This is a genomic window from Paracoccus mutanolyticus, from assembly GCF_003285265.1.
GTDB lineage: Bacteria > Pseudomonadota > Alphaproteobacteria > Rhodobacterales > Rhodobacteraceae > Paracoccus > Paracoccus yeei.
Genome location: NZ_CP030239.1, coordinates 1,295,560 through 1,322,108, shown reverse-complemented (window position 1 = coordinate 1,322,108; position 26,549 = coordinate 1,295,560). Strand labels below are relative to the sequence as shown.

Genomic DNA, 26,549 nt, shown 5'->3' with positions numbered 1-26,549 from the left:
GCGAATATCGGCTTGTTTTGGATCAGTGGTTTTTTCCGGCCCATGCCGCCGGATGGTTAACGAGGGGGTGGGCATTGATGTCGAAGGCTCTTCCGATTGCGCGGGGGCGCAAGTTCCAACAGGTTCTGGAAGGGGCTCGGGCGATCTTTCTGCGCGACGGGTTCGAAGGGGCCAGCGTTGACGACATCGCGCGTGAGGCGGGCGTGTCCAAGGCGACGCTCTACAGCTATTTTCCAGACAAGCGCGTGATGTTCATCGAGGTCTTTCGCAGCGAACTGGCCCGTGAGGCCGCCGATGCCAGCGCCCTGATCGAGGTCGACCTGCCGGTGGCGCAGGTCCTGCCCTTTATCGTGCAGATCATCTCGGCGCACATGGTGTCGGACTTCGGGCTGCGCATGTTCCGCATCAGCGCCAGCGAGGCCGAGCGGTTCCCCGCGCTGGCGCGCGAATATTACGAGGCGGGCCCGCTTCTGCTGCGCCAGCAACTCGTGCGCTATCTGCGCCAATGCGTCGAGCGGGGCGAGTTGCGCATTCCCGACCTGGATCTGGCCGCCGACCGCTGATCGAGCTTGCCAGCGTCAGCATCCACGACCGCGCGCTGTTCCTGGGCAGCGGGGCGGTCGACAAGGACATCCTGCGCAAGGTCAATTCGGCCGCGGTCCAGATGTTTCTGGCCTATTACGGCGGGGCCAAGACGGCCTATGCCATGGCCGCCGAATAGGGGCTGCGGCGGCCAGGACACGGGGCGGGACGCGCGTTTCCGGGGGCGCTTCTCATTTTCGGGGCGGATGCCTATGATGCCGGATCAGAATTTCAAGCACCCTGGATGACTTCGCAATGATCCGACCCTTCCTTGCCCTTGCCGCCCTGGCCATGCTGACGGCTTGCGCCCCCACCCCCGCCCCCGTGGTCGAGCCGGTGTCCGCGGTCCAACCCGTGCCCGTGACCCCGGTCGCTGGCGTGACCGGCCTCGAATCGCGCGAACCCGACGCCTGCCACGCCAAGAACTATATCTCGGCCCTGGGTCAACCGGGCTCGGTGATTCCCGGTCTGGGCGTTACCCGCGAATACCGCGTCGTCGAATACCGCGGGATCGAGCCGCAGGAATACAACCCCCTGCGCATCGTCTTCCGTCTGGATGCCGCGGGCAACATCTACAACATCGACTGCGGCTGATCCGATGCGCCCCGCACCCTGGATGCTGATCCTTGGCCTGGCGGTGGCGGGTTGCGACCAGCCCGCGCCGCCGTCGGATAAGGGCACGTCGGCCCCGTCGCTGCCGCAGGGCGATTGCGGCGCGGAGAAGCTGCAGGGCCTGGATGGGCCAGCCCGAGTGGTCGTCCGGCAGATGACCCTGCCGCAGTCGGCGCGGGTGATCCGGCCGGGCCAGGCCATCACCGCCGATTTCCGCCCCGACCGCCTGAACGTCGAGATCGGCAAGGACGGGCGGATCGGGCGCATCGGCTGCTACTGAGACGCCGGCGGTCGCGGTCTGCGGAGCGGGATCACTGGGCGGGGGCGCTGCCCTCGCCTGCGGTGTTGTCCGGTGCCTCAACGCTGGCCGGGTCTTCCTGCTGTGTTTCGGCATGAAAGAACTGGCGCAGGACGAAGATCGCGACCACCATCACCAGGATGATGACCACGACCGAGATGGCGGCGCGGCTTGCCCGGCGCGGGCCCGGCTTTTCGTTATGAGGATCGGGACGGTTCATCTGGGACTCCGGCGCGTGACTTCAGGTGAACCCGCAAGCCGCCGCCCGCGTTCCCTGCCCGGAACGGCGGGGCGTCGAATTTGTCCGCGCCTTGGCCAGCCCGGACGCCATGCCTCTTTCCTTTACGGCCGAGACGCCGCAGCCTGACGGGATGACTGGCAAGCGGAGCCGCCCGGATGCTTCATTCCATCGACCTCAACAGCGACCTTGGCGAAGGGTATGGCGCCTGGACGATGGGCGACGATGCCGCCATGCTGGACATCGTCAGCTCGGCCAATGTCGCCTGCGGCTTTCATGCGGGCGACCCCGCCGGCATCCTTGCGACCCTGCGCCAGGCCGCACGCCGGGGCGTGGCCGTGGGGGCGCATGTCTCCTATCCCGACCGGGTGGGCTTTGGCCGCCGCGCGATGCAGATCGACCCGGACGATCTGGCGGCCGACGTGATCTACCAGATCGGCGCCCTGCAGGGCATGGCGCGGGCCGCCGGCACCCGCGTCGGCTATGTCAAGCCGCATGGCGCGCTTTACAACACCATCGCCAGCGACCTGCGCCAGGGCGATGCCGTGATCGCCGCCATCCGCGCCGTCGACCCAAGCCTGATCCTGATGGGCCTGGCGGGCGCGCCGATCCTGTCCCGCGCGCGCGAGGCGGGGCTGGCCACGGTGGCCGAGGCCTTTGCCGACAGGGCCTATACGGCGCAGGGCACGCTTGTGCCCCGGGGGCAGGCGGGGGCGGTCCTGCGCGACCCCGGGACGATTGCGGCGCGCATGGTGCGGCTGGCGACCGAAGGCCTGGTCCAGGCGGTGGACGGCTCGACCCTGCGGCTGGCGGCGGACAGCATCTGCGTTCCGGCGACAGCCCCGGCGCGGTCCGGATGGCGCGCGAACTGCGCGCGGCCCTGGTCGCGGCGGGGATCGGCGTGGCGTCCTTCACCGGGCCCGCGCCGAACCGGATGCCGGGGGCGGCTCGGCGGCGGGCTAGTCCTTGCCGGGCCGGGCCTGCCGGCGCCGTGCGGGCCAGCGGGGCAGGGCTGGCACCGCCAGCGCCTCGCCCGGTCGGATCGCGCCCGCCAGCCAGATCAGGTCCCGGCGCGCCATGGCGATGCAGCCCGCGGTCGGAAACCCCGGCCGCCGCCACTGGTGCAGGAAGATGGCCGAGCCCGCGCCCGCGACCGCATGGGGGTGGTTCCAGTCCGTCACCAGCACGATGTCATAAAGCGGGTCGGGCCGACGCATCGCCTCGTGGCTGGGACCGAAAGGGACGCGCACCGGCTGGTTGTAGTCGGGATGGCCCGAGGCGTCGCACCACAGATCGCCCGGCAGGATCGGCCGCGCCCAGGCGGCCGGCCGGGCCAGCCGGTCGGGGCGGTACAGCAGGCCGACGATCCGGTGGCGCCCCACCGGGGTCGCGCCGTCGCCTTCGCGCTTGTCCGGGCGGATGCCGCCCCGGCCCACCGCGCAAGGGATCAGCCGGCCGCGGAACAGCAGGCCCATGGGCGTCAGGCGGATCACAGCAGATGGCCCGACTTCGCGGCCTTCACGTCCAGATAGCCGGTGTTGTGTCGGTTGCGCGGCGTGACCAGGGGAACGCGCTCGGTCACGGCGATGCCGTGGCTTTCCAGCATGGCGACCTTGCGCGGGTTGTTCGTCATCAGCCGGACCGAGGCGAACCCCATCTCGCGCAGGATGCCGGCGCCGACGCGAAAGTCGCGCTCGTCATCCTCGAAGCCCAGGCGGTGGTTGGCCTCGACCGTGTCGAACCCCTGGTTCTGCAGGGATTAGTCGCGCATCTTGTTGGCCAGTGCAGATCCGCGCCCCTCCTGGTTCAGGTACAGCAGCACGCCTTCCCCGGCCTGGCCCATCGCCGCCAGCGCGGCGTGCAGTTGCGGGCCGCAGTCGCATTTCAGGCTGCCCAGCACGTCGCCGGTGAAACAGGCCGAGTGCAGCCGCGCCAGCACCGGCCGGGCGCGGGACGGGGCGCCGATCTCGACCGCGTAATGTTCGGCGGCGCCGTCGTCGGGGCGAAAGATGTGCAGCTTGGAATTTTCCGCCGCCAGCAGCGGCAGGCGGGCAGCGGCGACCGGGGCCAGCCGGGATTCGGCCGCCAGTTGATCAAGCACGGGCCCAGGTGCCAGCTGCACCAGCCCCTGCGGCGGCTCGGCCAGGGCGACCAGCAGCACAGCCGGCAGAAGCCGCGCCGATTTCGCCAGCGCGATGGCGGCGCGGTGGGCGGTCACGTCGCCGCCGCGCGCCAGGCGAAAGGGCCCCTTCATCGGCGTCATCAGATCGCCCGCGGGATCGGCCACCGCCCGCAGCCAGGCCGGGTCCGCGTCCCGGGGCAGCTCGATCCGCGCCAGGTCGCCGTCATAGACCATCGCCTTGAGCGTGCCGGCGCGGCGTTCGGTCACCGCCAGGACGGCGTGGCCCAGGGCCAGCATCTGCGCCATCCGGTCGGGCGGCAAGGTCTCGACCGCGGCCGCCAGATGGGCGCCCAGCACCACCGGCAGGCCCATGCGCAGATCGGTCCGGGCGCGCGAGACGCTTTCCGCCAGGGTCGGGATCAGGGTGGGGGTCAGGGTCATCGGCAGCCCGCATTGAAACAATCTGAAACATAGGGGCGATTTCCGACAACTCCATGTGAGGATCGCCGCAATGCGCTGGACGCATGCCCCCCGCATCATCACCTTTCCGCCATAAAGCCAAAGGAGGCAAGAATGGCCGGACTGAAAAAGATCCTGCTGGTCGACGACGAGGAAGACCTGCGCGAGGCCCTGGCCGAGCAACTGACCGCCACCGAGGATTTCGAGGTCTTCGAGGCCGGGCTCGGGCCACGAGGCCGTGGAACGCACCAAGGGCGCGATCTTCGACCTGGTGGTGCTGGACGTGGGCCTGCCCGATACCGACGGGCGCGAACTGTGCAAGAAGCTGCGCAAGCAGGGCGTGAAATGCCCCATTGTCATGCTGACGGGCCACGATACGGATGCCGACACCATCCTGGGGCTGGATTCGGGCGCCAACGACTACATCACGAAGCCCTTCAAGTTTCCCGTGCTGCTGGCCCGCCTGCGGGCGCAGTTGCGCACGCATGAACAATCCGAGGACGCGATCTTCCAGCTTGGCCCCTATACGTTCAAGCCGGCGATGAAGATGCTGGTCGATCAGAAGGACCGCAAGATCCGCCTGACCGAGAAGGAGACCAACATCCTGAAGTTCCTGTACCGCGCCCAGGACGGCGTGGTGCCGCGCGACATCCTGCTGCACGAGGTCTGGGGCTACAACGCCGGCGTCACCACCCATACGCTGGAAACCCATATCTATCGCCTGCGCCAGAAGATCGAGCCCGATCCGTCAAACGCGCGGCTGCTGGTGACGGAATCCGGAGGCTACCGGCTGGTCGCCTGAGCGCGCGGGAACTGGCGGCGGTCCGCGTGGGTTTGGCCTGCGAAGTCCGGTGGCCGGAGGATGCGGCCACATGACGACCCGGCCCCTGGTCCCCACCGGCGGCCGGGTTTCCTTTTGGCGGGCGGGGCAGGGGGGACTTCGCGTCCCCCGTCCGCCGCTGCGCGACGGCCTCCCCCTGCGGGATATTTGGGCAAGAAAGAAGCTTGGGCGGGTTCGTTCTTTCTTGCCCAAATATCCTCGGGGGTCCGGGGGGCGAAGCGCCCCCGGCTGGCGGCGCCGGTGGACAAGCGGGGCCTTGCGCCCTAGGGTCCGCTGCCGATCCAAGGAGACGCCGCCATGTTCACCATCGCCACCTGGAACATCAACTCGGTCCGCCTGCGCGAGACCCTGGTCTGCCGCCTGCTGTCCGAGGAAATGCCCGACGTCTTATGCCTGCAGGAAACCAAGAGCCCGGTCGAGAAGATCCCGCTGGAGCTGTTCCGGGGCCTGGGCTATCGCCATATCGTGGCGCGCGGGCAAAAGGGCTATAACGGCGTCGCGATCCTGTCGAAGCTGCCGCTGGAGGACGCGGGCGACCGCGACTATGCCGGTCTTGGCCATGCCCGCCATGTCGCGGCGCGGCTGGAGAACGGCGTCACCATCCACAATGTCTATGTCCCGGCCGGCGGCGACATTCCCGACCGCGAGCAGAACATCAAGTTCGGCCAGAAGCTGGATTTCCTGACCGAGATGCGCGACGCCTTTCACGCCGACCGGCCTGCGCGCTCGATCCTGGTGGGCGACCTGAACATCGCCCCGCGCGAGGATGACGTGTGGAACCACAAGGCCCTGCTGAAGATCGTCAGCCACACGCCCGTCGAGGTCGAGCATTTCGGCGCCGCCCAGGACGCCGGCAAATGGGTCGACATCACCCGCCAGGACATTCCCCAAGGCCTGCTTTACAGCTGGTGGAGCTATCGCGCGCGCGACTGGGACGCGGCCGACAAGGGCCGGCGGCTGGACCACATCTGGGCCACGCCCGACATTGCCGGCGCCGGCCACGACAGCCGCATCCTGCGTCCCGTCCGCGGCTGGGAACAGCCCAGCGACCATGTGCCGGTGCTGGCGAAATTCGACCTTTAGGCGAAACCTTGCAAGCCGGCGCGGCCTGCTCCATCTAAGGAGCAACCCGAAGCGCCATGAGGAATCCGATGCTCGAACTTGGCAGCAAGACCGCAGAAGCCGCCCCCGCCGACCTGGTCCGGGACGTGACCGAGGCCACCTTCATGGCCGAGGTCGTGGACGCCTCGATGACGGTGCCGGTGATCGTGGATTTCTGGGCGCCCTGGTGCGGTCCCTGCAAGACGCTGGGCCCGCAGCTCGAGGCCGAGGTGATGCGCCACAAGGGCCGCGTCCGCATGGCCAAGGTCAACGTGGACGAAAATCAGATGATCGCGGGCCAGCTGCGGGTGCAGTCGATCCCGACGGTCTATGCCTTCTTCCAGGGCCAGCCGGTCGACGGCTTCCAGGGGGCGATTCCGCAAAGCCAGATCAAGCAGTTCGTGGAAAAGCTGGCGGCGCTGGGAGGTGACGACGGCGGGCTGGCCGATGCGCTCGAGGCGGCCGAGGCGATGCTGGCCGAAGGCGCCTTCGAGGATGCGGCCGAGACCTTTGCCGCCATCGCCGAGGAAGAGCCCGAGAATGCCCAGGCGCGCGGCGGCCTGGTGCGCGCGCTGATCGCCGGGGGCGACCTGGAGGGCGCCGAGCAGGCGCTTGAGGCCGCCGCCCCCGCCATCGCCAAGGCCGCCCCGGTCGAGGCGGCGCGCGCGCAGTTGCAGCTGGCGCGCCAGGCGGCTTCGGCCGGGCCGCTCGACGACCTGCGCGCCCGGGTCGAGGCCGATGCGGCCGACCAGCAGGCGCGCTTCGACTATGCCACCGCGCTGCATGCCGGGGGCGATGCGAGCAGGCGATCGAGCAGTTGCTGGAGGCCTTCCGCCGCGACCGCGACTGGAACGACGGCGCGGCCAAGGCGCAGCTTCTGACCATCTTCGACGCGCTGAAGCCCACCGATCCCCTGGCCCAGAAAGGTCGCCGACGGCTGTCGTCGCTGATCTTTTCCTGACCATGCCGCGGGCCGTCGACCTGCCGGCCAGCGTGCCGCTGTTTCCGCTGTCGGGCGCGATCCTGCTGCCCCGCACGCGGTTGCCGCTGCACATCTTCGAACCCCGCTATCTGCAGATGGTCGAGGACGTGCTGAAGACCCCGCAGCGGATGATCGCCATGATCCAGCCGGTGGACGCGGGTCACCAGCGCCTGTCCCAGATCGGCTGTGCGGGTCGGATCGTGTCCTTCACCGAACTGGACGACAACCGGCTGATGATCGCGCTGCGGGCGGTGTCGCGGTTTCGCCTGGTCGAGGTCGAGCAGGGATTTGCCCCCTATCTGCGCGGCAGGCTGGACTGGGCCGGGTTCGAAGGCGACCTGACCTCGCGCCCCGAGACGCTGAAGGGCGCGCATGACCGCCAGGCCCTGATCGCGCGCCTCGCGCGCTATGCCGCGCGGCGCGGCCTGTCCGCCGACTGGGAGGCCGCCAAGGCCTCGGACGAGGAGATGCTGGTCAATTCGCTGTCCATGATGCTGCCCTTTTCCCCCGAGGAAAAGCAGGCGCTGCTGGAAAGCCCGACCCTGTCCGACCGGCGCGAGATGCTGGACGGCTTGCTGGAATTCGCCCTGCGGGGCGGCGATGACGAGGAGACGATCCAATGACCGATGCGCCCGAACGCCGTTTCGATCGCCACATGCTCGAGGCGCTGGTCTGCCCCGTGACCCATGCCACGCTGCGCTATGACGCGGAGCGGCAGGAACTGGTCTCGGATGCCGCGGGTCTGGCTTTCCCGATCCATGACGGCATCCCGATCATGCTGATCGACGAGGCGCGCCAGATCAAGGCGGACTGACGGACGCGCCGGACCGGTGGCGGGGCCCTACAGCCCCGCGCCTTCGTCTGTTCCCAGCATCAGGTTCAGGTTCTGCACCGCAGCTCCCGAGGCACCCTTGCCCAGGTTGTCGAGCACCGCGACCACGACCGCGCAGCCGTTGTCGTCGCTGCCGTGGACCGAAATTTCCAGCCGGTTCGTGTCGTTCAGCCGGGTCGGCACCACGCGGGCCTCGGGCTCGACCAGGGCGATAAAGCGTTCGCCGGTGTAGTGCTGGGCGATGGCCTGGCGCAAGCCGTCCAGCGTGCGTCCCTGGCCCAGGTGCAGCGGCACCTGCACCGCCATGCCCTGCGCGAAATTCCCGACCGAAGGCGCAAAGATCGGCCGCCGGGTCAGGCCGGAGTATTTCACGATCTCGGGCAGGTGCTTGTGGCCCTGCGCCAGGGCATAGACGAAGGCCGGCGGCGCCTCGCCGCGTTCGTATTCGCCGATCAGTTCCTTGCCCCCGCCGGTATAGCCCGAGACGGCGTTGATCGACAAAGCCTCGTCGGGGGCGACCAGGCCCGCCGCGACCAGCGGCGCCAGGATCGCGATGGCGCCGGTCGAATAGCAGCCGGGGTTCGAGACATATTGCGCCTTCGCGATGGCTTGGCGCGCGCCGGGGGCCAGTTCGGCGAAGCCGAATGTCCAGGCGGGATCGACCCGATGCGCGGTCGAGGCGTCGATGAAGCGGGTGGGCAGCCCCTGGGCCAGCGCCACCGCCTCGCGCGCGGGTCCGTCCGGCAGGCACAGGATCGCGACGTCGGCCTCGGCAAAGGCCTCGCGCCGGGCCTCGGCGTCCTTGCGGCGGGCGGGGTCGATCTGGATCAGCGTGATGTCGGCGCGCCCCAGCAGCCGGTCGCGGATCTGCAACCCGGTCGTGCCTGCCTCGCCGTCGATAAAGACCTTGTGCGCCATGTCGGACTCCCTCTGCTGCGTTCCCGGATGTAGCGTGCCGGGCTGCGGCCGGCAACCGGCGGCCGCATCGCGACGGCGTCAGGTCGCGCAAAGATCCGAGCGCACGAGGAAGCGCTTCTCGCGCCCGTTGTCCAGGCTGAACATGCCGCCGCGGCCAGGCACCACGTCGATGGTCAGCCGCGTGTGGCGCCAGGTTTCGTACTGGCTGGCCGAGATATAAAAGGGCATGCCCCCGATCTGGCCCATCTGCAGGTCGCGCTGGCCGACGCGGAATTCGCCCTGGGGATAGCACATGGGGGATGATCCGTCGCAGCAGCCGCCCGACTGGTGGAACAGGACCGGGCCGTGATCGGCCACGATCTCGGCCAGCAATTCCAGCGCCGCGGGCGTCGCCTCGACCTGGTCCAGTTCCTTGTCCATGGGCTTTCCCTCAGCTTGCCATGTCCAGCACGATGCGGCCCTCGATCTGGCCCTCGTGCATCTTGGCGAAGATGTCGTTGATGTCTTCCAGCTTGCCCTGGTGAACGGTCGCCCTGACCTTGCCCTGGGCCGCGAAATCAAGCGATTCCTGCAGGTCGAGCCGGGTGCCCACGATGGACCCGCGCACGGTCACGCCGTTCAGCCCATGCCGAAGATATCCAGCGGAAAGTCGCCCGGCGGCAGGCCGTTCAGCGCCACGGTGCCGCCGCGCGCGACCATGCCGATGGCCTGTTCGAACGCCTTGCGCCCGACCGCCGTCACCAGCACGCCCTGCGCGCCGCCATCCGTCTGCCGCTTGATCGCGGCGGCGGGGTCGGGCTCGGTCGCGGCATTCACCGTCACCGTGGCGCCCAGCTTGCGGGCCAGGTCCAGCTTGGCGTCGTCGATGTCGACGGCGGCGACGTTCATGCCCATGGCCTTGGCGTATTGCACGGCCATATGGCCCAAGCCTCCGATGCCCGAGATCACCACCCAGTCGCCGGGCTTGGTGTCCGTCACCTTCAGCCCCTTGTAGACCGTCACGCCCGCGCACAGCACCGGGGCGATGTCCAGAAAGTCGATGTTCTTGGGCAGGTGGCCGACATAGTTCGGATCGGCGACGACGTAATCGGCAAAGCCGCCGTTCACCGAATAGCCGGTGTTCTGCTGGCTTTCGCACAGCGTTTCCCAGCCGCCAAGGCAATGCCGGCAATGACCGCAGGCGGTATAAAGCCATGGCACGCCGACGCGGTCGCCTTCCTTGACGTGCTTGGCGCCCTGGCCCACGGCGGACACGAAGCCCACGCCTTCATGGCCGGGGATGAACGGCGGGTTCGGCTTGACCGGCCAGTCGCCCTCGGCCGCGTGCAGGTCGGTGTGGCAAACGCCCGAGGCCTGGATCCTGACCTGGATCATGCCGGGCCCGGGTTCGGGGATCGGCACCTCGTCGATGGTCAGGGGCTTGCCGAACTCGCGCACGACGGCGGCTTTCATGGTTTTGGCCATGAAGGTCTCCTTGCTTGTCTTGAACGTGGGTGGGGAGGCTCTCCGGGCGCGTCGCCACGCCCGGAGTGGATCATGCGATCAGAAGAAGCCCAGTTTCTTGGGCGAATAGCTGACCAGCATGTTCTTGGTCTGCTGATAGTGGTCCAGCATCATCTTGTGGGTTTCGCGCCCGATCCCGGACTGCTTGTAGCCGCCGAAGGCCGCATGCGCGGGATAGGCGTGATAGCAGTTGGTCCAGACCCGGCCCGCCTTGATGCCGCGTCCCATGCGGAAGCAGGTGTTGGCGTCGCGCGACCAGACCCCGGCGCCCAGGCCGTAAAGGGTGTCGTTGGCGATTTCCAGCGCCTCGGCCTCGTCCTTGAAGGTCGTGACCGAAACCACGGGGCCAAAGATTTCCTCCTGGAAGATGCGCATCTTGTTGTTGCCGCGGAAGATCGTCGGCTCGATGAAGCCGCCCGACCGTTCACCCCCCAGGTCGGCCGCCTTGCCGCCGGCAGGACCTCGGCGCCTTCCTTCTTGCCGATGTCCAGATAGGACAGGATCTTTTCCTTCTGCTCGGACGATGCCTGCGCGCCGATCATGGTGGCGGCGTCGCGCGGGTCGCCCTGGGTGATCGCCTGGACCCGTTTCACCGCGCGTTCCATGAAGCGGTCATAGATCGATTCCTGGATCAGCACGCGCGACGGGCAGGTGCAGACCTCGCCCTGGTTCAGCGCGAACATCGCAAAGCCTTCCAGCGCCTTGTCGAAGAAGTCGTCGTCTTCGCGCGCGACATCGGCAAAGAACACGTTCGGGGACTTGCCGCCCAGTTCCAGCGTGACCGGGATCAGGTTTTCGGCCGCGTATTGCATGATCAGCCGCCCGGTCGAGGTCTCGCCCGTGAAGGCGATCTTCGAGATGCGCGGGTTCGAGGCCAGCGGCTTGCCCGCCTCCAGGCCGAAGCCGTTCACGATGTTCAGAACGCCCGGCGGCAGCAGGTCGCCGATGACGTTGATCCAGACCATGATGCTGGCCGGGGTCTGCTCGGCCGGTTTCAGCACCACGCAGTTGCCGGCAGCCAGCGCAGGCGCCAGCTTCCAGCAGGCCATCAGCAGCGGAAAGTTCCACGGGATGATCTGGCCTACGACGCCCAGCGGTTCGTGGAAGTGATAGGCGACGGTGGTCGAATCGATTTCCGAGATCGAGCCTTCCTGGCTGCGCAGCACGCCCGCGAAATAGCGGAAATGGTCGATGGCCAAGGGCACGTCGGCAGCCATCGTCTCGCGGATGGGCTTGCCGTTGTCCCAGGTCTCGGCGGTGGCGAGCAGTTCCAGGTTCGCCTCCATCCGGTCGGGACCTACCAGAGGAGTTCGCCACGTTGCGCCGGCTGATGGAGGCGCGGATGAACCGCCATGGCCGACGCGAATATGTCCAGGTTCTGCGGCTTCTGGAGACTTTCGATCTCGCCGATCTGCGGGCTGCCGTGACGGGGTGGTGTTGGTGAAATACTTGCCCGATTTCGGCGCAACCCATTCGCCGCCGATGAAGTTGTCGTAACGCTTGGCAAAGGGCATGACGCCCACACCCTTGAAGTCGTGCGTCTGGTCGTTCGGCATCTTATCCTCCTGTCAATCCGGCTCCTCCTGCCGGTTCCTTCAAGACGTTGCGGCGCACTGGGCCGCAAATCAACGCGCCGCCTTCCCGCAGCGCGGAATGTGTTTCAGGGCCGAGACAGTCGGCCCGGATTTTCGTCGATGCCCAGCCGCTGCATCCGCCGGTACAGCGTCGCCCGCCCGACCCCCAGCGCGCGGGCCGCGGCCGAGACATTGCCTTCGGCCCGCGCCAGCGCCCGAATCACGGCGGCGCGCTCGGCCTTTTCGAAGCCCGTCGCCTCGTCCTCGCGCCCCAGAAGGTCGGATGCGGGGCGGGGGCGCAGCCTGCCTTCCTTTTCCAGGCCGAAGGCGCGGCGGGCGGCGCGGTTTGCGCCGATGGCCAGGTCGTCGCGGTCCACCGCGATCAGCAGCGCCGCGTCCTCCGGCCCCGCGCCCTGCGCGGTGACGATCCGGGCGCCAGGAAAGCTGGCGCGGAAATAGGCGGCTCGATCTGGCGGGCGCTTTGCGCGACCTGGGCCGCGATCAGCGCGTCCAGCGGTCCGTATGGTCGTCGCGGGCCGAGCTGACGTCCAGCGCCGCGATCAGCCGCCCGTCCGGTCCCCAGATCGGCGCGTCCATGCACGACAGGCCGGTGTTGCGGGCATAAAAATGCTCGTCGCGGTGGATCGTGACCTGCCGCCCCTCGGCCAGGCAGGTGCCGATGCCGTTGGTGCCTTCGGCCGGTTCCGACCAGTCGGCGCCGGCGCACAGGCCCCAGTCGCGAAAGGTCGCCAGGTCGCTCTCGTTCATGCGCTGTTCCAGAACGATCCCGGAGGCGTCGGTCAGAAGCACGTTGCAGCCGGTCGGGCAGACAAGCTGGAACAGGTGGTCCAGCTGCGGCCGCGCGACGGCGATGAACCCGTCCAGCCGCTCGCGCCGCTCGGCCAGTTCGCGCGCGCTCAGCCGGCGCAGTTGCGGCGGCCGCGCGGGGTCCAGCCCGTGCTTGACCATCGAGCGGCGCCAGCTGGCGGCCAGACGGCTGACGGCGGCGGGCGATTGCGAAGCCTGCGCGACGCGGTCCTCGTGACGTTCGGGCAAGGTCACCTCCCTCTCCCTTATCGACACCGGGGAGTATGGCGCGCCTGCGCGGCCTGCGGCAAGCAAAGCTTTCGTGCGCGGCGCTTGGTCAGGGCGTCACCTCGACCGTGCCGCCGTCGCTCCAGGCGCGGAACTCGGGGCGATACATGTCCTCGACGCTGGCGGCGGGGTGGCGGAACCGTCCCGGCGTCACCGCGCGCACGATATAGGCCAGGCTGAAGGGTTCGGCCCCGGTCCAGGTCAGCGCCGCGGCAAAGCGGTCGGCCCGGAACTCGGTCATCTCGGCGCCGGTCTGGCCGTCCAGCCAGTCGAGCGCGCCGATGTCGCCCGCGCGCAGCAGGTTGGGATTGTCGATTTCCCACCCTGCCGGCAGCGGGTCGGTGACGATCAGCCGGCCGCCGCCTTCGGCCTGGGGCGAAACCTTGACCTGCACCACCATGCGCGTGCCCTGCGGCAGGGTGGCGGGGTCCAGCGGCTCGCCCTCGATGCTGAAATAGCTGCGGGCGATGGCGTAGCCGCGCCCGCCCGCCGGGGCATCGCCCAGGGGCTTGCCGGTCGCGGTCAGGGTGATGTCCAGGGGCGTATCGCCAGGGTTGGCGATCACGGCCGCGTCGTCGGGCAGGGTCGCGACCGGCCGGGTCAGCGCCACGCCGTTCATCGTCGCGGGCGGCACGTCCCCGGACAGGGCTTGCGCCGCCATCACCGTCCAGACCGATTCCTGGGTCGATAGGCTCTGGCCGGCCTGCTCGGCCTCGGCGATCCGCTGGGCCAGGCGGGTGGCAAGGTCGCTCCGGTCGACGACCTGGCTGCCCGCCTCGGCCGACAGGGCCAGCAGGGCCGCCGCGTCGCGCAGCCGGGTGCCGTAGTCGGCGCGGAACACCTGCGGCTCCGGTCCGGCGGGGTTCAGCAGGTCGCGCCCCTGGGCGAACATCCGGTCGGCGCGCGCCTGGTCGCCGTAGGAGGCCAGCGCCGCCCCCAGGTTCCCCGCCGCCATCGGCGTCGAGAAGGCCGCCGCGGCCGTGTCGGCGTAATAGCGCAGATCGCCCACGGTCGCGGCGCGTTCCCGCGCCAGCACCGCCAGCGCATAGGCCAGCGCCGCGTTGTCCTCGGCCGAGGCGGCGGCGGGGTCGGTGGCGTAATTGGCGCGATTGCGCAGGTTGTCGATGGCCTGGCGGAAGGCCACGTCGGGCACCGCATGGCCGGCGGCGCGGGCCCGCGACAGGAAATCGGTGACATAGGCTTCCAGCCACAGGTCGCCTGAATCCGCCGACCACAGGCCAAAGCCGCCGTTCGCCCCCTGCCGGGTCAGGATCTGGGCGATGGCCGTCTCGACGGCCGGGTCGGTGTCGCCCGCCGCCACCCCCGCCTCGGCGGCAAGGCCCGGCACATAGATCAGCGGCAGCGCGCCCGAGGCGAGCTGTTCCGTGCAGCCATAGGGATACCGGGCCAGCCGCGCGATGGCGCCCGCCACGTCGAGCCGCGCCCAGGCGCCGGCCGAGACGGTCAGCAGCGCCCCCGGCATCATGCCTTGCGTCAGCGCGGCGGGCAGGGTGACGCTTTCGCCGGGCTGGACCGTCAGCCGGTCGCGGGCCTGGATGTCGGGCTGGTTCAGCGCCACGGGAATGGCGATGTCCTTGGTCAGCGCCTGTCCGTCGGGCGTGGTCAGGGTCAGGCGCAGGTCGGCCCGGCCCTGCGCGTCGCCCGCCGTCACCGGCATCTGGACCTGCGCCTCGGCCCGCTCGGCCAGGGTCACGCGGTCCGCGGCAGGCTGACGCTCAGCGCCGCGTCGCCGCCGGTCTGGGCGACGGCCAGCCGCATCTCTCCGGCGGGGCCCGAGGCATGGGTCAGGCGCAGTCCGACCTGCGCGCTGTCGCCGGGCGCCAGGAAGGCGGGGGCGGTCACGGTCATCACCACCGGGTCGCGCACCAGCACGCTGGCGTCCGCCTGGCCCAGGGCCGCATCGGACCAGACCACGGCCATCAACCGGATCTCGCCGTTGAAGTCGCCCACGGGAACCTCGAGGCTGGCGCGGCCGTCCGGGCCCAGCGTCACGGGCCCGGAAAACCAGCTCATCAGCTTTTCGGTGGGCGGCGGCGCCTCGGTCCCGACCTGCATGGCGTCGCCGCCTTCGCGCAGCGCGCCGTCGGGCGCGCCGCTGGGCAGGATCAGCCGGCCGTAAAGATCGCGCAGGCCCACCCCCAGCCGGCGCTGGCCAAAGTAATGGTCGGCCGGGTCCGGGGGGTCGAAGCCGGTCAGGTTCAGGATGCCCTGGTCCACGGCGGCGATGGTTGCATGAACCGTCTGTCCCGCCGCGCCCTCGACCGCCAGCGTCACCGGAAGCGTCCCGCGCGGCCGCGCCTCGGCCGGGGCCTCGATCCGCGCGTTCAGGCGCATGGCGCCGGGATCGACCGCGGCATGGGCCAGCCCCAGCGCGCGGACCGGCAGACGGTTGCCCGGCGCGGCGTCGCCCAAGGGCCGGATCGCGGCGACGGTGACATAGACCCCCGCGCCCCAATCGTCGGTGACCGGTAGGTCCAGGCTGTTTTCGCCCTGCGCCAGCGCGACCGTCTGCATCGAGACCACGCGGTCCGACAGCACCGAGACGATGGCCAGGCCCTGGGCCGCGGCCTCGACCCGGACATGGGCCGTGTCGCCGCTGCGATAGGCGGGCTTGTCCAGCACCACCTGCAGCCGGTCCGGCGTGGGCGTCGAGGCATTGGCCGGCGCCCCCCAGCCCGCGTTGAACCGGACCGAGGCCGCGCCGCCCGCGCCCGAGGCGGGCTCTGCCAGCAGTTCATATTCGCCCCATTCGACCGGCACGGCGATTTCGGCGGCGATCGTGTCGGGGGTCTGGCCGGGCTCGGCTGTGCCTTCGGTCACGCGGCTGCGGCGGGTCACGGCCTCCCAGTTCCACTGGCCGCCCAAGGAATACCATTGGTAATCGGTGTCGATCCGGTTCAGCACCCAGCGGACCGGCTCGGCCACCGGCGCAAGGTCGGGGCCCACGGCGACCAGCGAAAAGCGGGCCTCGGCGTTCTCGGCCACGGTGTCGCCCTGAAACAGCGGGCGGATGCCGATGATGGGCTGGTCGGGCATCACCACGCGGTCAATGCTGCGCTCGACCGGGCGTCCGGCGCCTTCGCGGATGTCCACGAAGACCTCGGCCCGGAAGGGGCGGGGGCCAAGCGCGCTGGCGGGGGGCAGCGTCACCTGCGCCTGAAAGCGGCCCTCGGCGTCGGTCATGCCGGCCGGCAGGCTTTGGCTGACCGGCGCGGTATCGTCGTCGGCCAGGCCGAACTGGTAATTCTCGAACCCGTCCAGGGCGCGTTCGGGCGACAGCCGCAGCGTGCCTTCGACCGGCAGGTTCGCGGCCGGCGCGCCGAACAGCCAATGCGCGGCCAGGCTCAGGTCCAGCTGACCGCCGGCCCGTGCCGCGCCCTCGGGCAGGGCGGGGGTGAAGTCGATGCGCTCGGGCAGGAAATCCTCGACCAGCAGCCGGGCCGAGGCCAGGGCCGGCCCGTCCGCCTCGGCCCGCAGGTCCAGCCGCCAGGTGCCGCGCGGCGCATTGCCCGGGATCGGCCACGAAACCGTCGCGCCGCCCGCGCCCGCATCGGCCGCCGGCAGGCGTGCAGCCTCGACCCCGTCGGGGCGCAGGATCACGGCGGTCAGGGGCAGGTTGTCCAACGCCCTGGCGCGGGGATCGCGGATCAGCGCCGTCGCGTTCACCGTCTCGCCCGCGCGATAGGCGCCGCGGTCGGTGGTCAGGAAGACGTCGATGGGCGGCGCGGGCGAGCGCCCCTCGACCCCCCGGTCCGACAGGTCGAATTCGGGATCGCCAAGCGACAGGAAGGCCATGTCCTGCGGGGCGCGCTCGGCCCCCTCGCCCTGCCAGCGGGTCACGGTGACCAGCGCGGGTGCCGCGCCGTCCTGCCCCAGCGCCAGCCCCGGCGCAAAGCGCGCCACGCCCTGGTCGTCGGTCACGGTCCGCGCCAGCACCTCGTTCGAGCGGCTGACCAGCGCCACCTCGGCCCCCGGCTTGGCCGAGGTGTCGCGCAGGCTGCGCACCGCGACGGTCAGCCCGTCGCTGCCCGAGAAGGTCGAGATGCCGAAATCCGAGATCACGAACCATTGCACCGCCAGTCCCGCGTCCGAGGCATTCTGCCCCGAAATTCCGGCCTCGAGGATATAGATGCCGGGTTCCAGCGGCCCGGCCTCGGCCGGGATCGCCAGGCTGGTGGTCAGTTCCTGGTTCAGCACGTCGCGGCCCACGGGCTTGGAGACCTGGGCCGAGCCCTTCCAGACCTCGCGCGCCATGCCGGCGTCGAAATAGCCGCTGCGCCAGCTGTCCAGGGTGTCGCCAACATGTCCTCGGCCATGGCGCGGATCAGGTTGCTGTCGGAAATGCGCAGCAAGGTCAGGCAACCGTCGCTTGATCCGTGCCAGCGACAGACGCTGATCGCCCGAGGCCGGCAGCACATAGGCCCGGCCCGGAAAGCGGACGACGGGCGCGCGGTCGCGGACATAGCCTTTCAGCGTCACGTCGCGCATCAGGGTTTCGCCGTCGGCGGCGGGCAGGCCCGCGCGCAGGGTCATCTGCACCTCTTGCCCATGGGTCAGGCCCGCGACGCAGAGCCGGTTGCCCTCGGCCTCGACGGTCAGGTCGCCCTGGGGCAGGCGCAGGAAGGGGGCATAGTCGGTGCCGCGCGCCAGATCGCGCGACAGCACGGCGCAGAACCGGGGCAGGGCGCCCTCGGGTTCCGCCTGGGTGTCGGTCACGCGCAGCCCGTTGCGGGCCTGCGACTGCTCCAGGGCCGTCGCGATGTCGCGGTCCTGCGGCGCAAGGCGCGCCGCCAGCCGCAGCGCCGACAGCGCGTCGGGGCCGCGGTCCTGCCGTTCCAGCGCCATGGCCAGCCAGGACAGCGCCCGCGCGGCCATCCCGTCGTCGGCCGCGCGGAGATAGCCGTTCGTGGCCATCTGGGCGATGGCATTGGCGGCGTCGCGGTCCTCGGCCTGGCTGGTGTAAGCGTCAGCCGGGCCAGGTCGGTCCAGTCCGCGCCGCGGTCGTCCTGGGCCACGGCCTGGGCCATCAGCCGGGCGGCGCCGGCCATGTCGCCCTGGACCTCGGCCCAGCGGGCGGCCTCGCGCGGATCCTGCCCCGGCGCGGGCGGGTCATCGCGGCCAGCCCCTGCGCCTGGGTCAGCGCCCCGGCGCGGTCCGCGTCGGTCAGGAGGGCGCGGCCTCGGCCCGGGCGCGGGCGCGGGCAAGCGCGTCCGGGGCTGGGGCGACGACCCGGCCCGACAGCGCCCCCGCGAAGGTCTGCGGATCGCCCGCCGCCTCGCCCTTGGGAAAGCACGAGCGGGCGTTCTGGTTGTAGGTCAGCGCCTGGCACTGGGCATCGCCCAGGCAGGCCTGGATGCAGGCCTGCAGCGTGGTGTCGAAGATCCGGCCCAGATCGCCGCCCGGCAGGTCGGTGTCGGGCGCCAGTTGGATGCGGGCGGGGGGCAGGGGCCCGTTCTGCCCGTCCTGCGCGGCGGCGGGCGGCGGCGACAGGACCGCCGTGGCAAGGGCAAGCGCCAGAAGAAGCCGAGCTTTCGTCATCATTCCCCCTTTCGGGCCAGCCTGCCCGCGCGGGCAGGCCCCGCAGGCGGGATCATGCGCCGCCCTGCCCGGTCGCGCAACCGTGACGGGCAGGTTCGGCCAGCGGGCCTTTGATATAAGAGTCTTGTAAGACCTTTGGCGGGTTGACTGGGATGTGATCGCGCTTGTCCTACCTTTATGGTGTTCGCACCCCGCGACGAGTCCTGCGCGGGGAGGACTATTCGGCGGGAACTGCCGCGATATGCAAGCGATCTGACTGATCGGGAATGGGCGTTGGTCATGCCCTTCATGCCGTCGCCACGCCGGCTTGGACGCCCACGCCGGACCGATTTGCGGGAGGTGATGAACGCGATCCTCTACATCGCGACGACCGGCTGCCAATGGAGGCAACTGCCGAAGGACTTCCCACCCTGTTCCACCGTGCAGAGGTATTTCTACGACTGGCGCGACAGCGGCCTGCTCGCGTCGATGCGCTTCGAGCTTGCGATGGAGACGCGAGTGCTGGAAGGCCGCGAGGCCAGCCCGAGCGCGGGGGTGATCGACAGCCAGAGCGTGAAAACCACCGAAAGCGGCGGCGTTTGCGGCTTCGACGCGGGCAAGAAGGTCAAGGGACGCAAGCGCCACATCGTCGTTGACACCATCGGCCTGCTGTTCGGGCTGGTGGTTCATGCCGCCGACATTCAGGATCGCGATGGCGCGCCGGCGGTTCTGAAATCCATCCGTCATCTCTGCCCCTGGCTTCGGCATGTCTTCGCAGACGGAGGATATGCCGGGCCGAAGTTGCGCGGCGCGCTCGACAGAATGGGCACCTGGACGTTGCAGATCGTCAAACGGTCCGACACCGCGAATGGCTTTGAGGTCCTGCCCCGCAGATGGGTCGTCGAGCGCACCTTTGCCTGGCTCGGTCGCTGCCGTCGCCTCGGCAAGGATTGGGAGAAATCCCCGCCCCGCCAGGCGGGATCATGCGCCGCCCTGCCCGGTCGCGCAACCGTGCACGGACAGGGATCGGCCAGCGGGCCTTTGATATAAGAGTCTTGTAAGACCTTTGGCGGGTTGACTGGGATCGCGCTTGTCCTACCTTTATGGTGTTCGCACCCCGCGACATCCTGAGGAGGAGGACTATTCATGGCATGGACCAAACCAGCGCTGAAGGAAATTTCCTGCGGCATGGAAATCAACATGTATGCCCCGGCCGAAGACGAGCCGGTTCTGTTCTGATCTGACCTGGGCGTAAATCCGGTCGGCCCCTGCGAAAGGGGGCCGGCCGCGCCGGGAAGCTTTGACCATGCGTATCGTGATTCTCGGCACCGGCGCCGGTGGAGGGCTGCCGCAATGGAACTGTGGTTGCCCGAACTGCAAAGCCGCACGGGCGGGCCGCATTCCGTCCATGACCCAAAGCAGCATCGCCGTGTCGGCCAACGGGGCCGACTGGGCGCTGGTGAACGCCTCGCCCGATCTGCGCGTGCAGATGCAGGCGGTGCCGGCCTTGGCTCCGGCTGAATTGCGCGGATCGCCGATCCGCTCGGTGCTGGTCACGAATGGCGACATCGACCATGTCGCCGGACTTCTGACTCTGCGCGAGGGGCAGCGGTTCGACCTGTTCGCGACCCCTGCCATTCATGGCGTGCTGGCCGACAATCCGATGCTGGGTGCGCTGGATCCCCGGCTGGTCGCGCGCCGCGACGTGGCGCTGGACCAGCCCTTCGACCTGGCGCCGGGACTGTCGGCGGAACTGTTCGCCGTGCCGGGCAAGGTGCCGCTTTACCTGGAGGGCGAGGCGGTCGAGACCGAGGTGATGGGCGAGCAGACCGTGGGGGTCGAACTGACTGCCAATGGCCGGCGCGTGCTTTCGTTCCCGGCTGCGCCACGGTGCCGGATTGGCTGCGGCAGCGGGCGTCCGGCGCCGATGCGCTGCTGTTTGACGGCACGCTCTGGACGGACGACGAAATGGTCCGCGCCGGGCTTGGGGCCAAGACCGGCCGGCGCATGGGGCATGTGCCCGTGTCCGGCGAAGGCGGCAGCCTGGGGGCGTTCGACGCCGTGCCCCTGTCGCGCCGCATCTATGTCCACCTGAACAATTCGAACCCGCTGGTCGATCCCGCCAGCCCCGAGCGCGCCCGCGCCGAGGCGGCGGGCTGGCAGATCGGCCATGACGGCATGGAGATCGTGCCATGAAGCTTGCCGACAACCGACCGCTGTCCCGCGCCGAGTTCCACGAACGGCTCAGGCGCATCGGCGCCGAACGCTATCACGACCGCCACCCGTTCCACGCCCGGCTGCACGGCGGCGAGTGTTCGCCGGACGAGGTGCGCGCCTGGGTCGTCAACCGCTGGCAGTACCAGTCCCGCATCCCGATGAAGGACGCAGCCTTCATGTCCCGGATCGAGGACCCGCAGCTGCGCCGCGTCTGGCGGTCCCGGATCGAGGATCACGACGGCGGCGTGGATGAGGGGGGCGGCATCCGCCGCTGGCTGGCCCTGGCCCGCGCGGTGGGGTTGGACCCCGACTATGTCGCCAGCGGCGTGGGCGTGATGCCCGCCACGCGCTTTGCGGTAGATGCCTATGTCCGCTTCGTGCGTGATATGCCGCTGCTGGATGCCGTCGCCGCCAGCCTGACCGAGATGTTCGCGCCCAAGATCCACGCCGAGCGCATCGAGGGGCTGCTGAAGCACTATGACTTCGCTGACGAGACGAGCCTGTCCTATTTCCGCCAGCGCCTGACCGAGGCGCGCAAGGACGTGGAATTCGGCCTGACCTATGTGCTGGACCACGCCGACACGCTGGAAAAGCAGGACGCGGCGGCGGCGGCGCTGGTCTTCAAGACCGATGTGCTGTGGGCGCAGCTCGACGCGCTGTGGCACGGCTATGTCGAAGGCAACATCCCTCCCGGCGCGTGGCGCCCGGGCGAGGGGCTGCTGGCGCCCTCGCGCGAACTGGCCGGGGCGGGTTAGATGCAGGCCCGGCACCGGATCAGCAACGCCTGTGTGCCCTATCTGCCCCGGGGCGTGCGGCTGCACGACGACCGGGTGCGCGGCATCCGGGTGCTGCTGGCGCCGGAACGGGCGATGCAGCTTGATCCGGTGGGCGATGCCATCCTGTCGGAACTGGACGGCACGCGCAGCCTGGCCGAGGTGATCCTGGCGCTGTGCACGCGCTATGCCGCGCCCGCCGAACAGATCGAGGGCGACGTGCAGGATTTCATCGCCGGCCTCGTTGATCGCCGCATGGTCTTTCTGGCCTGCGGCAGGAAACAGCACGAACAGGAGGCCGCGCATGGATGACGGTATCCTTCCCCGCGACATCCGGGGCAATCCCGTGACGGTCGGCCTGCCGATGGCGATGCTGGCCGAACTGACGCACCGCTGTCCGCTGGCCTGCCCCTATTGCTCGAACCCGGTAGAGCTGGCGCGCGCCACCAGCGAGCTGACGGCGGCCGAATGGGCCGACGCCTTTCGCCAGGCGGCGGCGCTGGGGGTCCTGCAGGTGCACCTGTCGGGGGGCGAGCCCGCATCGCGCCGGGATCTGGCCGAGATCGCGCGCTCGGCCCGGGACGCGGGGCTTTATGTCAACCTGATCACCTCGGGGATCGGGCTGACGGAACAGCGGCTGCGCGAACTGGACGGCGTGGTCGATCACGTCCAGCTGTCGCTGCAGGGTATCGACGCCGAGATGGCCGACTGGATCAGCGGCTATGGCGGCAGTTTTGCGCGCAAGATGCAGGTCGCGGAATGGATCGGCCAGATCGGCTTTCCGCTGACGCTGAACGCGGTGGTCCATCGCCAGAACCTGGACCGCCTGCCCGAGATGATCGACCTGGCCGAGCGCCTGGGGTGCCGCCGGATCGAGGTCGCGACCGTGCAGTTCCACGGCTGGGCCGACCTGAACCGCCGGCCGCTGATGCCGACGCAGCCCCAGGCTCAGCGCGCGCGCGAGGTGGTCAATGCCGCGCGCGAGCGGCTGCGCGGCCGCATGGTCATCGACTATGTGCCTGCCGACCATCATGCCGCCTATCCCAAAAGCTGCATGGGGGGCTGGGGCTCGACCGGGCTGAACATCGCGCCCGACGGGGTGGTGCTGCCCTGCCACGCCGCCCAGACCATCCCGTCGCTGCGCTTCGACAACATCCGTGACAGGCCGCTGGAATGGATCTGGCGCGACAGCCAGTCCTTCAACGCCTTCCGCGGCACCGCCTGGCTGCCCGAGCCCTGCCAGTCCTGCGCGCGGCGCGACGTGGATTTCGGCGGCTGCCGCTGCCAGGCGATGGCGATGGCGGCCGATCCCACGGCGACCGACCCGGTCTGCTCGCGCTCTCCGCTGAACGCCCGCCTGCGCGCCGAGGCCGAGGCGGACGCCGCCAGCGACGACACGGCTCTGGTCTATCGCCGCATGGCGCGCGAACGGCGGGTCTGACGGGCGCCGCCCCTTCGGTCCCGGCCAACGGGCTTGCGCGGCGCGGGCTTGGGTCTAAGATGGAGGCCTGCAAAGGCCGGCCACGAACCGGCGAACCTTCGTGTCTTTGGGAGGAGATGACGATGGCTTCAGCCATTCCGCAGCTAAAGGAACAACCCGGCCCGTCCCGACAGTCGGCGGACCGTGTACGCGAGATCCTGATCGTCGACGACCACCCCCTGATGTGCGACGCGCTGGCGCTGACGCTGAAGATCAGCTTCGGGCTGAAGAACGTGCGCACCGCCCGCAGCCTGGCCGCGGCCCAGGAACAGATCCGCGCCCAGGGCGTGCCCGATGCCGTCATCCTGGACCTGAACCTGCCCGACGCCCGGGGCGCCGAGGGGCTGGTGACGCTGCGCCGCCAGATCCCCGGGGTGCCGATCACCATGATCTCGGCCGATCTGGACAATGCGATGATCTCGGCCGCGATGGCGGCGGGGGCGCAGGGCTATATCAGCAAGTCGCTGGGCCGCGAGGCGCTGGTCGACAGCCTGCGCCGCATGTGGGAGGGCGAGCACGTCACCCCCGAGGGCTATGAGCCCGAGAACGCCGGCGAGGGCGATGCCGCGCGCGCGGACCTGGCGCGCCGCTTCGCCAGCCTGACGCCCCAGCAGCTGAAGATCCTGCGGCTGATCTGCCAGGGCAAGGCGAACAAGGAAATCAGCTACGAACTGTCGATCGCCGAGGCCACGGTCAAGACCCACATCACCGCCATCATGTCCAAGATCAATGCCCGCCGCCGGACCCAGGCGGTCCTGCTGGCCAACAGCGTCAGGCTTTTCGAACCCGCATGAGCCCGGCCCTGCCCGCCGCGCCCGGCCGGGCGATCTGCCCGGGCCGCCCGGCGCGCCGCCCGCCCCGTCCTGCATCGCGGTCCCTGCCGACGCGCCGGACCTGACGCGGCAACTGCACGACGCCCTGGCGCCGCTGCGGCCGGCGCTGGTCCTGATGTTCGGCGACCCGGCGGGCGGGCTGGCCGCCGCCGGCGCCGCGCTGCACGACTCGCTGGGCTGCCGGGTGGTGGGCTGTTCCTCGGCCGGGGAAATCGGGCCGGGGGGCTATTGCAAGAACAGCGTCGTGGCGCTGGGGTTTCCTTCGGTCAGCTTCCGGGTGGGGGTCTGCCTGCTGCGCCACCAGGCCCAGATCCCGGTATCGGAATGGATGGCAAGCCTGCGCCGGTTCCAGGCGGATTTCCCGCGCAGCCCGGCGCGTTCGCGCTTTGGCATCCTGCTGGCCGACGCCCATGCCCGGCAAGAGGACGTGCTGGTCGCGACGCTGGATGCCGCGATGCCCGACCTGCCGGTGATCGGCGGCTCGGCCGCGGGGGGGCTGCGGTTCCTGCCCACCTGCCAGATGGTCGACGGAGAGGAGCAGCCCGGCGCCGCCGTCTTTCTGCTGGTCGAGACCGACCTGGCCGTGGCCGAGGTCTCGTTCGCGCATTTCCGTCCGACGGAAAGCCGCGCGGTGGTGACGGCGGCCGACCCCCATGACCGCATCATCTGGGAGTTGAACGCCGAGCCCGCCGCCCAGGAATACGCCCGTCTGGCGCGCATTCCCGGCGGCGCGCTGACCGCGACCGAATTCGCCCGTCATCCGCTGCTGCTGCGCACCGGACGGCGCCATCATGTCCGCGCCATCCGCGCCGTGACGCCGGACGGCGGGCTGCAACTGCTGTCGGGGGTCGAGCCCGGCAACATCCTGACCGTCGGCCGGGCCGTCGACATGACACGCGGCTTTGCCGAGGCGATGGACGCGCTGCCGCGCCCGCCGCTGATGGTCCTGGGCTTCGACTGCATCCTGCGCCGGCTGGCCCTGGAACGCGCGGGCATGACCGAGCAGATGTCGGACCTGCTGGCGCGCTATCGGGTGGCGGGCTTCAACACCTATGGCGAACAGCTCAGCGGGATGCATGTGAACCAGACCTTCGTCGGCATGGCCCTGATGCCGCCGAGGGGGCTAGGCCATGTTCCTGCGCGACGACGACACCGAGGCCCGCCAGGTCGAGAAGCTGACCCGCATCTCGACCGTGCTGGCCGAGCGGATCGACCGGCTGGAAGCCTCGCGCGGGTCGGCGTGGTCGATGTTCCAGGCCGCCGTCGCGCTGGAGCAGGAGGTCCAGGTCCGCACCCGCGAGCTGGAACAGGCGCTGGCCGATCTGTCGGAACGGAACCGCGAACTGGCCGTCGCCCGCGCCCTGGCCGAGGAGGCGACCGTTCCAAAGACACGCTTCCTGCGCGCGGCCAGCCACGACCTGCTCAACCGCTCGGCTGCCAAGCTGTTCCTGACAGCGCTGAAGGAATCCCGCTGGACGACTTGCAGGCGGAACTGGCGAACCGCCTGTCCGGCGCCTTCGAATCGGTCGAGGAGCTGATGCACGCGGTCCTGGACATCTCGCGCCTCGACAGCCAGCGGATCGAGTTCCAGCGCAAGCCGGTGGTGCTGAACGACCTGTTCCGCCGCCTGGCCGTCGAATATGCCCCCATGGCCGAGGCCAAGGGGCTGAAGCTGGCCTTTGCGCCGACCTCGGCCGTGGTGGAAAGCGACCCGACCTTCCTGCGGCGCATCGCCCAGAACCTGGTGTCGAACGCGATCAAGTACACCGACCGCGGCGGCGTGCTGGTCGGCGTCCGCAAGCGGGGCGGTCGCGCCTGGCTGGAGATCATGGACACCGGCATCGGCATCGCCGCGACCGACCGCTCGCGAATCTTCGACGAGTTCCAGCGCATCGGCCGCGAGGGGGGGGCGCCCGGCATGGGCCTGGGCCTGTCGATCGTGCGCCGGGCCTGCGCCAAGCTGGGCCATCCCATCGCCATGGACAGCGAGCCGGGCCGCGGCACGGTGTTCCGCATCAGCCTGCCCCTGGTCCAGCCCGAGACCGAGGCGCGGGGTGTCCTGCCCGCCTGGAGCGATCCCTCGCTGCGGGGCCGGGTCGCGCTGGTGGTGGAAAACGACCACGCCATGCGCCGCGCCTATGAGCTGATCCTGCGCGACCGGCTGGGCATGGTGGCGCGCGTCACCGGCGGCACCGCCGAGGCGCTGGCCCAGATGGGCGACGACCCGCCCGATGTCATCATCGCCGACTACAACCTGGACAATGGCGATACCGGCCTGCAGGCGATCGGGGAATTGCGCGCCCGCGCGGGCCAGCCGGTGCCGGCGATCATCGTCTCGGCCCGGCGCGACCCGGACATCAGCCGCGCCAGCCTGGACATGGGCGTGCCGGTGCTGGAAAAGCCGCTGCGGGCCGAGGACCTTCAGGCGGCGATCCGGCACACGCTGGCGATGGAGCCTGTGGCCTGAGGCAAGGCGCGCGGGGCGACGCGGCTGGACAATCCGGCCGGGGCGGGGTTCCCTTGGGCCCGGACCGAAACCAAGGGGGAAGCA

Annotated in this window: 17 protein-coding genes and 11 pseudogenes; 18 read left to right on the top strand and 10 right to left on the bottom strand. The window is 69.9% G+C overall.

Features of this window, described 5'->3' with window-relative positions; translation table 11 throughout:
• The first annotated feature begins 77 nt into the window (after nt 1-77).
• From DPM13_RS07085 to DPM13_RS07075, 3 genes and pseudogenes are all read left to right on the top strand, one after another.
• Nucleotides 78-721 (top strand): annotated as a pseudogene (locus DPM13_RS07085) (TetR/AcrR family transcriptional regulator).
• A gap of 116 nt (nt 722-837) precedes the next feature.
• Entirely contained in the window at nt 838-1,176 is a 339-nt protein-coding gene (locus tag DPM13_RS07080) for a hypothetical protein (protein ID WP_112887705.1), read from the top strand.
• 4 nt (nt 1,177-1,180) lie between these two features.
• On the top strand, nt 1,181-1,474 hold the full coding sequence (locus DPM13_RS07075; protein WP_189654863.1) for an I78 family peptidase inhibitor: 294 nt from the start codon (nt 1,181-1,183) through the stop codon (nt 1,472-1,474).
• 31 nt (nt 1,475-1,505) lie between these two features.
• Here DPM13_RS07075 and DPM13_RS07070 read toward each other — a convergent pair whose 3' ends face one another.
• Nucleotides 1,506-1,712, bottom strand: coding sequence for a hypothetical protein (locus tag DPM13_RS07070; protein ID WP_028720696.1), 207 nt, complete (start codon nt 1,710-1,712; stop codon nt 1,506-1,508).
• Nucleotides 1,713-1,888: 176 nt separating this feature from the next.
• On the opposite strand from DPM13_RS07070, the pseudogene DPM13_RS07065 reads away from it, so the two are divergent.
• A pseudogene (locus tag DPM13_RS07065) lies at nt 1,889-2,512 on the top strand (LamB/YcsF family protein); the annotation flags it as partial.
• A gap of 177 nt (nt 2,513-2,689) precedes the next feature.
• On the opposite strand, the gene DPM13_RS07060 reads toward DPM13_RS07065, so the two are convergent.
• Together DPM13_RS07060 and ribA are read right to left on the bottom strand one after the other, a co-directional pair.
• Nucleotides 2,690-3,205 (bottom strand): L,D-transpeptidase family protein, encoded by a 516-nt coding sequence (locus tag DPM13_RS07060; protein WP_174714418.1) that lies wholly within the window; start codon nt 3,203-3,205, stop codon nt 2,690-2,692.
• Between the two features lie 14 nt (nt 3,206-3,219).
• Nucleotides 3,220-4,293 (bottom strand): annotated as a pseudogene (gene ribA / locus DPM13_RS07055) (GTP cyclohydrolase II RibA).
• 132 nt (nt 4,294-4,425) lie between these two features.
• Between ribA and DPM13_RS07050 the strand changes: the two are divergent.
• The 5 genes and pseudogenes from DPM13_RS07050 to DPM13_RS07030 all read left to right on the top strand — a co-directional run bounded on the left by DPM13_RS07050 (nt 4,426) and on the right by DPM13_RS07030 (nt 8,049).
• A pseudogene (locus DPM13_RS07050) lies at nt 4,426-5,113 on the top strand (response regulator transcription factor).
• A gap of 336 nt (nt 5,114-5,449) precedes the next feature.
• On the top strand, nt 5,450-6,235 hold the full coding sequence (locus DPM13_RS07045) for an exodeoxyribonuclease III (RefSeq protein WP_028720692.1): 786 nt from the start codon (nt 5,450-5,452) through the stop codon (nt 6,233-6,235).
• 68 nt (nt 6,236-6,303) lie between these two features.
• A pseudogene (locus DPM13_RS07040) lies at nt 6,304-7,214 on the top strand (tetratricopeptide repeat protein).
• Nucleotides 7,215-7,216: 2 nt separating this feature from the next.
• The gene (locus DPM13_RS07035; RefSeq protein ID WP_112887703.1) at nt 7,217-7,858 is read left to right on the top strand and encodes an LON peptidase substrate-binding domain-containing protein; all 642 of its coding nucleotides are present in this window, start codon (nt 7,217-7,219) and stop codon (nt 7,856-7,858) included.
• Nucleotides 7,855-8,049: a Trm112 family protein gene (locus tag DPM13_RS07030; protein ID WP_028720689.1), complete on the top strand. Its 195-nt coding sequence runs from the start codon at nt 7,855-7,857 to the stop codon at nt 8,047-8,049. Before DPM13_RS07035 ends, DPM13_RS07030 begins: the two co-directional genes overlap by 4 nt.
• Nucleotides 8,050-8,076: 27 nt before the next feature.
• On the opposite strand, the gene argC is transcribed toward DPM13_RS07030, so the two are convergent.
• The 5 genes and pseudogenes from argC to adh form a co-directional block, all read right to left on the bottom strand.
• Entirely contained in the window at nt 8,077-8,985 is a 909-nt protein-coding gene (argC, locus tag DPM13_RS07025) for an N-acetyl-gamma-glutamyl-phosphate reductase (RefSeq protein ID WP_112887702.1), read from the bottom strand.
• Between the two features lie 78 nt (nt 8,986-9,063).
• Entirely contained in the window at nt 9,064-9,405 is a 342-nt protein-coding gene (locus DPM13_RS07020) for a DUF779 domain-containing protein (protein ID WP_112887701.1), read from the bottom strand.
• A 10-nt stretch (nt 9,406-9,415) separates the two neighbouring features.
• Nucleotides 9,416-9,598, bottom strand: coding sequence for a hypothetical protein (locus tag DPM13_RS22470; protein WP_223252420.1), 183 nt, complete (start codon nt 9,596-9,598; stop codon nt 9,416-9,418).
• A 5-nt stretch (nt 9,599-9,603) separates the two neighbouring features.
• The gene (locus DPM13_RS07015) at nt 9,604-10,449 is read right to left on the bottom strand and encodes a zinc-dependent alcohol dehydrogenase (protein ID WP_223252419.1); all 846 of its coding nucleotides are present in this window, start codon (nt 10,447-10,449) and stop codon (nt 9,604-9,606) included.
• Nucleotides 10,450-10,527: 78 nt separating this feature from the next.
• A pseudogene (gene adh / locus DPM13_RS07010) lies at nt 10,528-11,786 on the bottom strand (aldehyde dehydrogenase); the annotation flags it as partial.
• Here adh and DPM13_RS27635 point away from each other — a divergent pair.
• A pseudogene (locus tag DPM13_RS27635) lies at nt 11,765-11,914 on the top strand (IS21 family transposase); the annotation flags it as partial. The pseudogenes adh and DPM13_RS27635 sit on opposite strands and share 22 nt — an antisense overlap.
• A gap of 234 nt (nt 11,915-12,148) precedes the next feature.
• Here DPM13_RS27635 and DPM13_RS26745 read toward each other — a convergent pair.
• Both DPM13_RS26745 and DPM13_RS27630 read right to left on the bottom strand, forming a co-directional pair.
• Nucleotides 12,149-13,118: pseudogene (locus DPM13_RS26745) on the bottom strand (GAF domain-containing protein).
• 88 nt (nt 13,119-13,206) lie between these two features.
• Nucleotides 13,207-18,716 (bottom strand): annotated as a pseudogene (locus DPM13_RS27630) (alpha-2-macroglobulin family protein).
• A 177-nt stretch (nt 18,717-18,893) separates the two neighbouring features.
• Between DPM13_RS27630 and DPM13_RS06995 the strand changes: the two are divergent.
• The 8 genes and pseudogenes from DPM13_RS06995 to DPM13_RS25870 form a co-directional block, all read left to right on the top strand.
• A pseudogene (locus DPM13_RS06995) lies at nt 18,894-19,658 on the top strand (IS5 family transposase); the annotation flags it as partial.
• A 183-nt stretch (nt 19,659-19,841) separates the two neighbouring features.
• Nucleotides 19,842-19,934, top strand: coding sequence for a pyrroloquinoline quinone precursor peptide PqqA (pqqA, locus tag DPM13_RS06990; protein WP_028720682.1), 93 nt, complete (start codon nt 19,842-19,844; stop codon nt 19,932-19,934).
• 67 nt (nt 19,935-20,001) lie between these two features.
• Nucleotides 20,002-20,891 (top strand): annotated as a pseudogene (gene pqqB / locus DPM13_RS06985) (pyrroloquinoline quinone biosynthesis protein PqqB).
• On the top strand, nt 20,888-21,667 hold the full coding sequence (gene pqqC / locus DPM13_RS06980) for a pyrroloquinoline-quinone synthase PqqC (protein WP_028720680.1): 780 nt from the start codon (nt 20,888-20,890) through the stop codon (nt 21,665-21,667). The pseudogene pqqB and the gene pqqC overlap by 4 nt, the downstream one beginning before the upstream one ends.
• Nucleotides 21,668-21,997 (top strand): pyrroloquinoline quinone biosynthesis peptide chaperone PqqD, encoded by a 330-nt coding sequence (gene pqqD / locus DPM13_RS06975; RefSeq protein WP_112887700.1) that lies wholly within the window; start codon nt 21,668-21,670, stop codon nt 21,995-21,997.
• Nucleotides 21,990-23,126, top strand: a complete 1,137-nt coding sequence (gene pqqE, locus DPM13_RS06970; protein WP_051578305.1) for a pyrroloquinoline quinone biosynthesis protein PqqE — start codon at nt 21,990-21,992, stop codon at nt 23,124-23,126. Before pqqD ends, pqqE begins: the two co-directional genes overlap by 8 nt.
• 122 nt (nt 23,127-23,248) lie before the next feature.
• Nucleotides 23,249-23,959, top strand: coding sequence for a response regulator transcription factor (locus DPM13_RS06965; protein ID WP_112888721.1), 711 nt, complete (start codon nt 23,249-23,251; stop codon nt 23,957-23,959).
• Nucleotides 23,895-26,465, top strand: coding sequence for an FIST N-terminal domain-containing protein (locus tag DPM13_RS25870; protein WP_317616401.1), 2,571 nt, complete (start codon nt 23,895-23,897; stop codon nt 26,463-26,465). Before DPM13_RS06965 ends, DPM13_RS25870 begins: the two co-directional genes overlap by 65 nt.
• The last annotated feature ends 84 nt before the right edge of the window (nt 26,466-26,549 follow it).

Excerpts from the sequence above, each read along its gene's own strand:
- DPM13_RS07080 (WP_112887705.1), top strand. The coding sequence starts at position 838 with ATGATCCGACCCTTCCTTGCCCTTGCCGCCCTGGCCATGCTGACGGCT.
- DPM13_RS07075 (WP_189654863.1), top strand. The coding sequence starts at position 1,181 with ATGCGCCCCGCACCCTGGATGCTGATCCTTGGCCTGGCGGTGGCGGGT.
- DPM13_RS07070 (WP_028720696.1), bottom strand. The coding sequence starts at position 1,712 with ATGAACCGTCCCGATCCTCATAACGAAAAGCCGGGCCCGCGCCGGGCA.
- DPM13_RS07060 (WP_174714418.1), bottom strand. The coding sequence starts at position 3,205 with ATGGGCCTGCTGTTCCGCGGCCGGCTGATCCCTTGCGCGGTGGGCCGG.
- DPM13_RS07045 (WP_028720692.1), top strand. The coding sequence starts at position 5,450 with ATGTTCACCATCGCCACCTGGAACATCAACTCGGTCCGCCTGCGCGAG.
- DPM13_RS07035 (WP_112887703.1), top strand. The coding sequence starts at position 7,217 with ATGCCGCGGGCCGTCGACCTGCCGGCCAGCGTGCCGCTGTTTCCGCTG.
- DPM13_RS07030 (WP_028720689.1), top strand. The coding sequence starts at position 7,855 with ATGACCGATGCGCCCGAACGCCGTTTCGATCGCCACATGCTCGAGGCG.
- argC (WP_112887702.1), bottom strand. The coding sequence starts at position 8,985 with ATGGCGCACAAGGTCTTTATCGACGGCGAGGCAGGCACGACCGGGTTG.
- DPM13_RS07020 (WP_112887701.1), bottom strand. The coding sequence starts at position 9,405 with ATGGACAAGGAACTGGACCAGGTCGAGGCGACGCCCGCGGCGCTGGAA.
- DPM13_RS07015 (WP_223252419.1), bottom strand. The coding sequence starts at position 10,449 with ATGGCCAAAACCATGAAAGCCGCCGTCGTGCGCGAGTTCGGCAAGCCC.
- pqqA (WP_028720682.1), top strand. The coding sequence starts at position 19,842 with ATGGCATGGACCAAACCAGCGCTGAAGGAAATTTCCTGCGGCATGGAA.
- pqqC (WP_028720680.1), top strand. The coding sequence starts at position 20,888 with ATGAAGCTTGCCGACAACCGACCGCTGTCCCGCGCCGAGTTCCACGAA.
- pqqD (WP_112887700.1), top strand. The coding sequence starts at position 21,668 with ATGCAGGCCCGGCACCGGATCAGCAACGCCTGTGTGCCCTATCTGCCC.
- pqqE (WP_051578305.1), top strand. The coding sequence starts at position 21,990 with ATGGATGACGGTATCCTTCCCCGCGACATCCGGGGCAATCCCGTGACG.
- DPM13_RS06965 (WP_112888721.1), top strand. The coding sequence starts at position 23,249 with ATGGCTTCAGCCATTCCGCAGCTAAAGGAACAACCCGGCCCGTCCCGA.
- DPM13_RS25870 (WP_317616401.1), top strand. The coding sequence starts at position 23,895 with ATGCCCGCCGCCGGACCCAGGCGGTCCTGCTGGCCAACAGCGTCAGGC.